General features: G+C 68.2%; 10 protein-coding genes. 7 read left to right on the plus strand and 3 right to left on the minus strand.

The genetic code is table 11. The features are described 5' to 3' along the window. Window positions 1-157: 157 nt before the first annotated feature. Window positions 158-1,549: an MFS transporter gene (locus DMB86_RS05215; protein WP_171814373.1), complete on the plus strand. Its 1,392-nt coding sequence runs from the start codon at window positions 158-160 to the stop codon at window positions 1,547-1,549. 2 nt (window positions 1,550-1,551) lie between these two features. Then, entirely contained in the window at window positions 1,552-2,400 is an 849-nt protein-coding gene (locus DMB86_RS05220; protein WP_113716856.1) for a 3-hydroxybutyrate dehydrogenase, read from the plus strand. A 128-nt stretch (window positions 2,401-2,528) separates the two neighbouring features. Here the strand turns inward: DMB86_RS05220 and DMB86_RS05225 are convergent, their stop codons facing one another. Beyond that, a complete protein-coding gene (locus tag DMB86_RS05225; protein WP_113716857.1) occupies window positions 2,529-3,437 on the minus strand; it encodes a LysR family transcriptional regulator in 909 nt (302 codons plus the stop codon). A gap of 154 nt (window positions 3,438-3,591) precedes the next feature. On the opposite strand from DMB86_RS05225, the gene mmsB reads away from it, so the two are divergent. The 4 genes from mmsB to DMB86_RS05245 are packed head-to-tail and all read left to right on the plus strand — an operon-like array spanning window position 3,592 to window position 8,108. Next, entirely contained in the window at window positions 3,592-4,548 is a 957-nt protein-coding gene (gene mmsB / locus DMB86_RS05230; RefSeq protein WP_113719345.1) for a 3-hydroxyisobutyrate dehydrogenase, read from the plus strand. Window positions 4,549-4,553: 5 nt separating this feature from the next. Continuing rightward, a complete protein-coding gene (locus tag DMB86_RS05235) occupies window positions 4,554-6,050 on the plus strand; it encodes an aldehyde dehydrogenase family protein (protein WP_113716858.1) in 1,497 nt (498 codons plus the stop codon). Then, the gene (locus DMB86_RS05240; RefSeq protein WP_113716859.1) at window positions 6,043-7,281 is read left to right on the plus strand and encodes a CaiB/BaiF CoA transferase family protein; all 1,239 of its coding nucleotides are present in this window, start codon (window positions 6,043-6,045) and stop codon (window positions 7,279-7,281) included. The genes DMB86_RS05235 and DMB86_RS05240 overlap by 8 nt, the downstream gene beginning before the upstream one ends. Then, window positions 7,278-8,108, plus strand: coding sequence for an enoyl-CoA hydratase/isomerase family protein (locus tag DMB86_RS05245; RefSeq protein ID WP_227878608.1), 831 nt, complete (start codon window positions 7,278-7,280; stop codon window positions 8,106-8,108). The genes DMB86_RS05240 and DMB86_RS05245 overlap by 4 nt, the downstream gene beginning before the upstream one ends. Here the strand turns inward: DMB86_RS05245 and DMB86_RS05250 are convergent. Both DMB86_RS05250 and DMB86_RS05255 read right to left on the minus strand, forming a co-directional pair. Further along, window positions 8,105-8,776, minus strand: coding sequence for an ABC transporter ATP-binding protein (locus tag DMB86_RS05250; protein ID WP_113716860.1), 672 nt, complete (start codon window positions 8,774-8,776; stop codon window positions 8,105-8,107). The two genes, DMB86_RS05245 and DMB86_RS05250, sit on opposite strands and share 4 nt — an antisense overlap. Before the next feature lie 3 nt (window positions 8,777-8,779). Beyond that, window positions 8,780-10,270: an ABC transporter permease gene (locus DMB86_RS05255; RefSeq protein ID WP_113716861.1), complete on the minus strand. Its 1,491-nt coding sequence runs from the start codon at window positions 10,268-10,270 to the stop codon at window positions 8,780-8,782. Between the two features lie 162 nt (window positions 10,271-10,432). Here DMB86_RS05255 and DMB86_RS05260 point away from each other — a divergent pair, with 162 nt between their 5' ends. Further along, the gene (locus tag DMB86_RS05260) at window positions 10,433-11,506 is read left to right on the plus strand and encodes a lipid II:glycine glycyltransferase FemX (RefSeq protein ID WP_113716862.1); all 1,074 of its coding nucleotides are present in this window, start codon (window positions 10,433-10,435) and stop codon (window positions 11,504-11,506) included. Window positions 11,507-11,691 lie beyond the last annotated feature (185 nt).

Genomic DNA, 11,691 nt, shown 5'->3' on the forward strand with positions numbered 1-11,691 from the left:
CAGCGTCTGCGCTAATGGTCATTGTTGATCGAATGCGCGCACTGGCATACTCGCAGGGAGCGCCGCAACGTGCGCTGGGTCACAGCGGAGGAAAACGATTCCGCGACCTGTTTTTCGAAGGACGGCACGCGCCGATGGGGGCGCGGAGGAGATGCACATGAGTCAACACAGCGGGCCGGTCACGTCGGTCAGGCAATCAGGGCTGCGCAAGGTGGTGGCCGCCTCCATGGCCGGCACCGTCGTGGAGTGGTATGAATTCTTCCTCTACGCCACGGCAGTCAGCCTGGTGTTTGGCCACATGTTCTTCCCCAACGCCGGCTCCGTGCTCGACGGGATCATGGCCGGGTTCCTGACCTACGCCGTCGGCTTCGTGGCCCGTCCCATCGGCGGCATCGTCTTTGGCCACTTTGGCGACAAGTTCGGGCGCAAGAAGCTGCTGCAGCTGAGCATCATCCTGGTCGGCATCTCCACTTTCCTGATGGGCTGCCTGCCCGGCTTTGACCAGGTCGGGTACTGGGCGCCGGCGCTGCTGGTGGCCCTGCGCTTCATCCAGGGCTTCGCCGTCGGCGGGGAATGGGGCGGGGCCGTCCTGCTGGTGGCCGAGCACAGCCCGGACACGTCGCGCGGCTTCTGGGCCTCCTGGCCGCAGTCGGCCGTGCCCATGGGCAACCTGCTCGCCACCGGCGTCCTCCTCTTCCTCTCCTCGGCGCTCAGCGAGGCCGCGTTCCTGGGCTGGGGCTGGCGTGTCGCGTTCTGGCTTTCCGCCGTCATCGTCCTGATCGGCTATTACATCCGCACCAAGGTCAGCGACGCCCCCATCTTCCTCAAGGCACACGCGGAGATCGAAAACAATCCCGCGGCCGGCTATGGCGTGTTCGAGGTCTTCCGCCGCTACCCGCGCGGGGTGTTCACGGCCATGGGGCTGCGGTTCGCGGAAAACATTCTCTACTATCTGGTTGTCACCTTCTCCATCACGTACCTGAAGGTCATCGTCGACGTCGACACTTCACGCATCCTGCTGCTGCTCCTGCTGGCCCACGGACTGCATTTCTGCGTGGTGCCCCTCGTGGGCAGGCTCTCCGACAGGATCGGCCGCAAGCCCACGTACATGCTCGGTGCCGCGGCCGGGGCAACGTGGGGCTTCTTCGCCTTTCCGATGATGGACACCAAGAACGATTTTCTGATCCTGGCATCCGTGATGATCGGGCTCGTTTTCCATGCGCTTATGTATGCCGGCCAGCCCTCCATCATGGCGGAGATGTTTCCCACCCGCATGCGCTACTCCGGCGTTTCACTGGGCTACCAGGTCACCTCGATTGTGGCCGGCTCCATCGCCCCGTTCATCGCCACCGGACTCGTGGAGCGCTACCACTCCTCGGTCCCGGTGGCCATCTACCTTCTCGGCGCCTGTGTTGTCACGGCCGTGGCTGTGCTATTCCTGAAGGAAACCAAGGGAGTCTCCCTGCAGGACATTGACGACGCCGACGCCGCCGGTACGCTGGCCTTGGGCCGTGCCGCCGCAGGCGAGGCCGTAACGAAGGCGGGTTAGCCATGGAAGAAAACTCAACAGTTCCTCCGGCCGGGGACGGCGGGGCGCGCGTGACCGGCGTCGGGCGTGTAACGGGCGCCGTGGGTGTGCCGGGCAAGGGGGCGGCCGACGGCGGACTGGCCGGCAAGCGCGCGCTGGTCACCGGCGGCGCCGGGGGGCTGGGTGCCGCCATCGCCCGGGCGCTGGCCGCCCGGGGGGCCCACGTGATCGTGGCCGACAGGGATGCGGCAGGTGCCGCGGCCGTGGCGGCGGAGGTGGGCGGCGAGTCCTGGGAGGTGGACCTGCTTGACACCAGCGCGTTGGAAACGCTCACGCTCGAGGTGGACATCCTGGTCAACAACGCCGGCATCCAGACCATCAGCCCCATCGAGGAGTTCGATCCGGCCGCGTTCCGCCGCATCCTGACCATCATGCTCGAGGCGCCGTTCCTGCTGATCCGGGCCGCGCTGCCGCACATGTACGGGCAGGACTACGGGCGGATCATCAACATTTCCTCCATCCACGGCCTGCGGGCATCTTCCTTCAAGTCCGCCTATGTGGCGGCCAAGCACGGGCTTGAGGGCCTGTCGAAGGTCACGGCCAAGGAGGGCGGTCCGCACGGCGTCACGAGCAACTGCGTCAACCCCGGCTACGTCCGCACGCCCCTGGTCGAGGGGCAGGTGGCGGATCAGGCGAAGACGCACGGCATCCCCGAGGAGCAGGTCCTTGCGGAAGTCATGCTCGCCAAGAACGCCATCAAGCGGCTGATCGAGCCGGAGGAGATTGCCGGGCTCGTCGCGTGGCTCGCGTCCGACCAGGCCGCCATGGCAACCGGTGCCTCCTACGTCATGGACGGCGGCTGGACGGCCTAATAACTCTCCCGCGCAATCGGGGGTTCATCGTCCGACGCTCGGTTGCAACCGGGGCAAAAACAGCCAACGCTACCGCACTGTGTGAGGGGGCGTTGCCAAAAAGTGCCCCGATTGCAACCGAGCGTCGGTCAGTCGGTGACGAGCTGGCCGCGGCGGCGGCGGGCCTCCTGCAGGAACGCCGCGACGACTGCCTGGACGGCGGGGGACCGCAGCGACTCGGGCCTGGCCGCGGCCCAGAACTGCACCGTTTGCGATATCTCCCCGGGCAGCACGCGGACCAGGCCCTCCTGCCCGTCTGCCATGAAGGCCGGCAGCATCGCGATGCCGGCATTGGCCCGGACGGCCTCGATCTGCGCAAACACGCTGGTCGCCTGAAACTCGGCCGGCTCGCTGGTCAGCCGGTGGTGCTGCTGGGCCAGCTCGGCCACCTGCAGCGTGGACTCCACATACGAGATAAAGCGGTGGTCCTTCAGCCCCTCCCCGGTCTCCGGCAGCCCGTGCTCCTGCGCGTAGCCCGTTCCCGCGTACAGCCGCAGCGTGTAGTCGGAGAGGAAGATGACCTCCGCGCGACCGGCGTCGACGCTGCCGGCCACCACTTCCAGGTCCACCCCGGACCGGTTCCGGCTCAGCCGCCGCGTCGCGCTGAGCAGTTCCACGCGGAGCATGGGGTGCCTGCGCTGCAGCTTCACCAGCGCCGGTGTGGCCACCAGCGCGCCAAAGCCGTCGGACGCGCTGACCCGCACCATGCCGGACACAGGGTCCATGCGCTGCTCCACGCCCGTCGCGAGAGAGCTCAGGTTCGTCTCGATGCCCTCGGCCGCCGCCACGGCGGCGCGCCCCAGGTCCGTCAGCTCCCACCCCTGCGGCGTCCGCTCCAGCGTCCGCCCGCCCAGCTGCTTGTCCAGCGCCAGGATTCGCCGCGAGACCGTGGTGTGGGTGGTTTCCAGCGCGTTCGCGACCGCGGTGAACCGTCCCAGCCGGGCCACGGTCAGCAGCACCAGCAGGTCGTCCGCGCTGGGAAACCTCTTGAAATCCATCTTTCCGCCCCTTCACCGGCACAATGTGCAAACTTGCACATGCATTCTGCCTTTTTCGGTCTTGTTTGCACTCTAGCAGGGTGTGATGCTGGTCATAGCCGGCATCAATGTGTGCCGGGGCATAATGGGTTCAGCGGGCGAAGGGGCTTCGATCATGGCAGTTGTGGCATGGATTGGTTTGGGACACATGGGCGGTCCCATGACGGCGAACATGGTCAAGGCGGGGCATGCCGTCAGGGGCTTTGACCTTAGCGCGGCGGCGCTGGAGGCGGCAGTCGCCAACGGGGTGGAGGCGGTCGGGTCGGTCGAGGCGGCCGTCCAGGGCGCCGACGTCGTCTTCACCATGCTGCCCAAGGGAGACCACGTCCGCAGCGTGTACTTCGGGGACGCCGGGATCCTGGCCCATGCCGCGCAGGAGACCCTCCTCATCGACTCCTCCACCATTGACATCGAGTCCGCGCAGGCCGTGCACGACGCCGCTGCTGCCGCCGGCTTCCGCTTCGTGGACGCCCCGGTCTCGGGCGGCATGAGCGGCGCCGCCGCGGGGACCCTCACGTTCATGATTGGCGGCGAAGCCGGCGCCGTGGCGGACGCGTCCGGCTACATCAAGCCGATGGCCGCGAACATCATCCCCACGGGGGGACCCACCACGGGGCAGGCCGCGAAAATCTGCAACAACCTCATGCTGTTCATCAATCTGGCCTCCACCTCGGAAGGCGCCGTGCTGGCCGACCGCCTGGGCCTGGACAAGCAGGTCTTTTGGGACATCGCCTCCGTCTCCTCCGGCGACAGCTGGGCCCTGCGCACCTGGTACCCGGTGCCGGGCGTGGTGCCCACCTCGGCGGCCAACAACGGCTTTGCCCCCACCTTTACGGCGGAACTGGCCAACAAGGACATCGGCCTGGCCATTGCCGCGGCCCGCAGCACACAGACGCCGCTGGAGATCGGCGAGCACGTCCAGCAGCTCTTCCAGCGCCTTATCGACGGCGGGCAGGGCGCCAAGGACTGCTCCATGATCGTGTCCCTGGTGGACGGCTCGCTCCAAGCGGGCCAGCCCGCCCCCGCCCAGCAGGCTCACGGCCGGCCCGCAAACAACGAACAAGGAAAGTAACAACCATGACTGAGGTTTCAACAACTGCCGCCGTCCGCGACTGGCCCATGTGGATCGGGGGAGAGGAACAGCCCTCCGCCGGCTCGCAGTGGCGCGAGGTCTTCAACCCCGCCCGCCGCGAAACGGTGATCGCCCGCGTGCCCGCCGGCACCGTGGAGGACGTGGACCGTGCCGTCGCCGCGGCCCGCGCCGCCTACCCGGCCTGGCGCGCCCAGCACTTCACCGGCCGGGCCAAGGCGCTGCTGGCCATCGCCGACGAGCTCGAGCAGCGCAGCGAGGAATTTGCCCGGCTGACCGCCCTGGACACCGGCAACGCGCTGCGCACCCAGGCCCGCCCCGAATCCACCACCATGGTGGCGATGTTCCGCTACTTCGCCGGGGTCGCCGGGGAGGTCAAGGGCACCACGCTGCCCGCGGGCGAGAACCAGCTCCAGTACACGCGGCTGGAACCCCTCGGCGTGGTCGCCTGCATCCTGCCCTGGAACTCGCCGCTGATGATCGCCGCATTTAAGATCCCCGCCGCGCTCGCCGCCGGCAACACCGTGATCATGAAGGCGGCCGACGACGCCCCGCTCACCATCCTCCAGCTGGCCGAAGTGTGCAACAGGCACCTGCCGGCCGGCGTCGTCAATGCCCTGACCGGCCGCGGCGGGGTGATCGGCAGCGCGCTGGCCAACCATCCCGGCGTCGACAAGGTCTCCTTCACCGGTTCCACCGAGGTGGGCCGCGAGGTGGCGGGCGAGGCCGGCGCGCGGCTGGCGCACATGTCGCTGGAACTCGGCGGGAAGAACCCGTCGATCGTGTTCCCCGACGCCGCGGACGACGACGAACTCCTCGACGGCCTGCTCCTCGCCTCCCGCTTCACCCGGCAGGGCCAAAGCTGCACGGCCGGCTCCCGCCTGTTCCTGCATGAGGACATCTACGACGACGTGCTGGGCCGCCTCAGCGCCAAGCTGGGCGCGCTGACGGTGGGCGACCCGCTGGACGAGGCCACGGACATGGGCGCCATCATCAACCGCAAGCAGCATTCGGCCATCACCGGCTACCTCGACGAGGGCCGCACGACCGCCGGCATGAAGGCGGTGCTGGGCGGCAGCGCCCCCACCGAAGGCGCCCTGACCGAGGGCTACTACCACCTGCCCACCGTCTTCAGCGGCGTGCGCAACGAATTCCGGCTCGCCCAGGAGGAAATCTTCGGACCCGTCCTGGTCGCGATCCCCTGGAGGGACACGGAGGAGGTCATCCGGATGGCCAACCACACCAACTACGGCCTGGCGGCCTACGTGTGGAGCCACAACCTTGACAACGCCCTGAACACCGCCCACCGGATCGACGCCGGCTGGGTGCAGGTCAACCAGGGCGGCGGCCAGGTGGTGGGCCAGTCCTACGGCGGGTACAAGCAAAGCGGGATCGGCCGCGAGGTGTCCCTCGAGGGCATGCTGGCCGGGTTCACCCAGACCAAGCAGATCAACGTCAAGCTGCGCGCGGTGCCCCATGGGTAGCCGCCTGCCGCTGGAGGGCGTGCGCATCCTAGACCTCAGCCGCGCGCTCGCCGGCCCCTACGCCACCGCCCTGCTGGCCGATCTCGGCGCCGAGGTCATCAAGACCGAAAGCATCAAGGGCGGGGACTCCAGCCGCTCCTGGCCGCCATTTGAGAACGACCACAGCCTGTACTTTGACTCCGCCAACCGGAACAAGTCGTCCATCGCGATCGACTTTTACACGCCCGGGGGCAGGGAACTGCTGTGGCAGCTGGCCGTGGGGTCCGACGTCGTGGTGGAAAACTTCCGCCCCGGCGTGCTGGCCGTCATGGGCCTGGACCCGGACGCGCTGCGCAAGGCCAAGCCGGGAATCATCATCGCCTCCGTCAGCGGCTTCGGGGCCACGGGCCCGCTGAGCCAGGCGCCCGGACTGGACCAGGTGGCGCAGGGCATGACCGGGCTGATGTCCGTCACCGGCGCCGACGCGGACAACATGTACCGGGTGGGCGTGCCGATCATTGACATGGTGGCCGGCATCAACACCGCGCTCGGCATCGCCGCCGCCCTCGTGGGCAGGAACGGGACCGGCGTCGGGATGGAGGTCTCGACCTCGCTCCTGGAAACCGGGCTGGCCCTGGGCGCGTTCCAAGGCCAAAAATACCTCAGCACCGGCGAGGTCCCCGAGCCCCAGGGCAACAACCATCCCGTCCTCTCGCCATATGGGGTGTTCAGGACCGCGGACATCCCCGTCATCATCGCCGTGGGCAACCAAAAGCAGTGGCGGGATGCGTGCGAGCTGCTGGGCGACCCGGAGCTTGCCGACAACGCGGATTACGCCACCGGCAAGCTGCGCAACATGAACCGGGCGGCACTGAAAGTGGTGCTTGAGGACCTCCTGGCCCGCCGGACCGCGGGCGAGTGGCTGCCGCTGCTGCGCGGCGCAGCCATCCCCGCCGGGCCCATCTACAACTACGAGCAGGCGTTCGCCGACCCGCAGGTCCGGTCGCTGGGGATGGTGCAGACCGTCCACCGCGCCGACGGTTCGCCGCTGCCGCTGGTCCGCGGGCCCATCTCCGTGGACCGGCACGCCCCGCGGGTCCGCAAGGCACCGCCGGTGCTGGGCGAGGACACGCTGGCCGTGCTGGCCGGGCTGGGCCTGAGCCCCGAACAGGTGGCTGGCCTGGTGGACGCCGGGATTGTGCTGGCGGCGCCGGGCACGACGGCGGATGCCGGGGTGGGTGCCACACCGTGAGCACGGCCGCCGGTAGCACGGTTCAGGAGGGCCGGGGCGAGCTGCGGGTCGAGCGGGACGGACCGGTCGCCACCCTGGTCATGGACAACCCGTCCATGCGCAACGCCATCACGGCGCGCATGTGGCCGCAGTTCGCCACGCTGCTGGCACGGCTGGAGGACGACGATTCGGTCGAGGTCCTGGTGGTCCGCGGGGCCGGTAAGCACTTTTCCGCCGGCGCGGACATCGCTTCCGTGCGGGACATCCTGCACGACCCCGCAACAGGGCAGCGCGACGGCGGCGACATTACCGTGGCCGAGGACGCGCTGTCCCGCTTCCGCAAACCCACCGTGGCGGCGATCGACGGTTACTGCGTGGGCGGGGGCTGGCAGATTGCCGGCGCGTGCGACATCCGGATGGCGTCCGAAAACGCCGTCTTCGGCATCACGCCGGCGAAGATCGGCATTGTCTACCCGCTTTCCGGGATCCGGAAGCTGGTGGAGCTGGCAGGGCCGGCCGCGGCCAAGTACCTGCTGTTCAGCGGCGACATGGTCAATGCCGCAGAGGCGATGCGCCTCGGTCTGGCCATGAAGGTCCTCTCCAGCGACACGTTCTGGGAGGAGGTCCGGGCGTTCGCGCTGCACCTGGCAGGGCGCTCGCAGTTCTCCATCCAGTCGCAAAAGGACCTGGTGAACGCCATCAGCGGCCACATCCCGGAGGCTGACCTGGCCGAGCGCAACGCCTATTGGCAGCGCGAAATGGCGGCCAGCGCCGATCCGAGGATCGGCGTGGCCGCCTTCCTGGCGAAGGAGACGCCAAGGTTCACTTGGCGCCGCCCGCAGGCCTAGTCTTCGGTGATCTGCCCGCGGGCCAGGCGGAACTTCCGGTCCGTCTGGGCCGCCAGGGCGTGGTCGTGCGTGACCACCAGGATGGTGGTCTTCTTCTCGTGGGCCAGCTGGCGCAGGAGGGCGATGATGAGTTCGCCCGTTTCGTCGTCGAGGTTGCCGGTGGGCTCGTCCGCCAGGATCAGCTTCGGGTTGTTGGCCAGGGCCCGGGCAATGGCGACGCGCTGCTGCATGCCGCCGGAGAGCCTGTTGGCCAGGCGGCCGTGCATCTCCTCCGTCAGCTCCACCTGGTTCAGCAGCTCGGCCGCGCGCTTGCTGCGCTCCGCGTGGGAGACGCCCGCGAACTCCATGGGCAGCATGACGTTTTCCTTGGCCGAGAGGTTCGGGATCAGGTTGTAGGACTGGAACACGAAGCCGATGTCGTCCCGACGGTAGGCCGTGAGCTTCCTGTCCGGGAGCGTGGAAATGTTCACGTCATCCACGAACACGTCGCCCGACGTCGCCTTGTCCAGCGCCCCCAGCAGGGACAGCAGCGTGCTCTTGCCGCTGCCGCTCTTGCCCAGGATGGCGGCGAAGCTGCCCTGTTCCAGGCTGAAGCTGACCCCGTTGACGGGCTTGATGGTGCGGTCCCCGGAATTGAAGGACTTGACTACGTCTTTGACTTGCAGCATTGCTTACTCTCCTCGCAGGACTTCGATGGGGCGGACCTTGGCGGTCAGCAGGGCCGGGATCAGTGCGCCGATGGCGGCGATCGCCAGGATGCCGACGGCGCCGAGCACCAGGGTCTGCCAGCCGACGGACGTGCTGATCGTGCCGATGAGCTGGCTGGCTCCGGCAAACGCGCCGCGGGTCCGGGTGAAGCCGCCGCCGCCAAAGCCGCCGCCGCCGAAGCCGCCGCCTGCCCGGCGGCCCACCGGCCCGGCCGCGGAGGCGGTGGAGCCGGTGTTGCCGGCCACCAGGGCGCTGACGATCGGATTGCTGCTGAAGGCGGCCACCACGCCGCCCACCACCGTGCCCAGGACCACCAGCACCATGGCCTCGATGACAAACTGGACGCCGATGGTGCGGTTGGAAGCGCCGATCGCCTTGAGGACGCCGATTTCACGTCGCCGCTCGCGCACCACCATGATCATGATCAGCAGCACGATCAGTCCCGCCGTCACCAGTGAGGCGATGAAGGCGATCAGCGAAATGTTCTGCACGGTGCCCAGCGACGTGATGGCGGACTGCAGGTTGTTCGAACCTGCCGTCACGTCGACGTTGGAGGCGCCAAGTGCGGCGGTGAGGGCGGTCTGGGTGGAGGGGACGTTGTCTATGCTGTCCACCACCACGTTCAGGCTGCTCAGCTGGCCGGCCTGGTCCACCAGGGTCTGAGTGGCCGCGAGGGGCAGGTAGATGCCGTTGTTGTCGAACGCGTCACCGGCGTCAAAGATGCCGGCGACCTTCATGGTGCGGCTTTGGACGGTGAAGGTTGAACCGACCTTCAGCGAATTCTTCGCGGCCAGGGTGGAACCCACCAGGGCCTGGGTTGAGGAGGCTGCGAAGTCAGTCAGCTGCGAGCCGCCGGTGAGCTTGATCGCAGTCCCGGCCGCCGTGGCGGAGGTGGAAACGCCGGTGGCCTGGATCGGAATCGTGAATGCCGGGCGCGTGGTGGTGGTGCCTCCCGTGGCTCCGCCGGCGCCGTCCGTGGACGTGCCGGAGCTGCCGTTGCTGTTGTTGCGTTGGCCCAGCACCCCGGGGTCCACCGCGGAGACCAGGCTGGTGGTGCCGCTGGAGCCGAAGCGGCCGGCCCCTCCGCGGTCCGCGCCGCTTCCGTTGCCCGCGGCGGATCCGGACGCCGTCGCGGCGGCCGCGGCGGCGGCGTTCGACAGCCGGACCGCGAGCGTCCCATTGACGCTGGTCACGTGGGCGACGGTCGCCGCCTTGGTGGCGTCCGCCGTCGTCAGCGGGTTGCCGCCGCCCAGTCCGCCGCGGGATCCGGCGGGATTGACCGTGAGGTTGTTGCCCACGGAGGCCTTGAGGGAGTCGACCTTGGCGCCCACGGCCTGGTTGGCCACCAGCATGGCCAGCGCGAGTCCAATGGCCACCGCCAAAATGACCACCACGGCGCCGCTGCGCACCTTATTGCGGAACGCGTTGCCCACGCTCCGGGAAACCACACCCATGTCTTGCTCCCTGCACCTGTGGCTGCCCGTGCGGCAGCCGTCCAGACACCATGTTCTGGCCACCGTCCGGGTGTTCCATAGGGGCCGGCTGTGCGTGGGATGTGAGAACCCGGCCCAGTAGACTGGGAACAGCGAACACATGCCGACACGATTGAGGGTCTTTTGCTGGAATTTACCGCCCGATTTGCCACCGCCGCCGAGGTCGACCAGTGGGACACCCTGGTCACGGCGAACCCCAACGGCGGCAACCTCCTCCAGTCCGCCTCCTTCGCCGCCGTGAAGAAAAACTACGGCTGGACGCCCCAGTATCTGGCGTTTGAGGGCGCCGACTACACCAGCTACAACCTCGCCCTGGAGAAGAAGTTCCCGGGACTGGGCCGCCTGTGGTACTTGATCAAGGGCCCGGACACCGCCGACGTGGAGCACATCCCCGCCATGATGGCCGCCCTGCGCGTGTTCACCCGGCGGGCCCGCCTCAACGTTTTTGCGGCGAAGATTGAGCCCGACGTGGTCGCCTCCGAGCGGGCGCGCGCCGTGCTGTCCGGGGCCGGATACGTGAAGGTGCCGGACCTGCAGCCCAACGACAACACCGCCCTGCTGGACATTTCCCCGGAGCCGAACCAGCTCCTGCGCAACCTCCACTCGCGCGGGCGCAACGCAGTGCGCCGTGCCCAGCGCGAGGGGGTCGAAGTGGTGCGCCCGGAGTCCACCGAGGCCACCATGCGCTCGCTGTACGACCTCATGGTGGGCACCTTTGAGGCCAAGAATGCCGGGGCAGCCCGTGAGTTCGGGTACTTCCGCCAGTTCTGGAGCGAGTTCACCAGCCGCGGCCAGGGCAGGTTCTACTTTGTCCATGAAAACGGGGTCCCGTCGGTGGGCGCGTTCGTCATCAACTACGGCACCAAGGCCACGTACAAGGACGGCGGCTCCTTGCAGGAGCGGTCGCAGTACGGCGACTCGCACCTGATCCAGTGGGAGGCCATCCAGGACATGAAGGGCCTGGGCGCCGTCCAGTACGACTTCTGCGGCACGCCGCCGTCGCACAGGCTCAAGGATCCCACCCACCCGCACCACGGCCTGGGCCTGTTCAAGACCAGCTTCACCAAGACGGTCACCGATTTTGTAGGCTGCTGGGATGTGGTGTTCAGCCCGGTGCGGTACAAATTGTGGACGGTCGCCGGCGAACGGGTGATGCGTCAGTTGTATACCCGACGCACGGGCCAAAAGTTTTACTAGCCCATTTTTCCAGCCATTGACAAGCACGACGGCGGCCCCACGGGGCGCGGTTGTGTCCGGTGGGGCGGGACCCCTGAGGAGAGCGGATGAGCAGCAGCTCCAACGAACGGGAAGAGCAGGACCGGGGCGGCCGGGCGCGGTCCGGCACGCGCCAAACCGGGCAGCGCCAAACGGGGCAGCGCCAA

The sequence above is a fragment of the Arthrobacter dokdonellae genome (assembly GCF_003268655.1).
GTDB lineage: Bacteria > Actinomycetota > Actinomycetes > Actinomycetales > Micrococcaceae > Specibacter > Specibacter dokdonellae.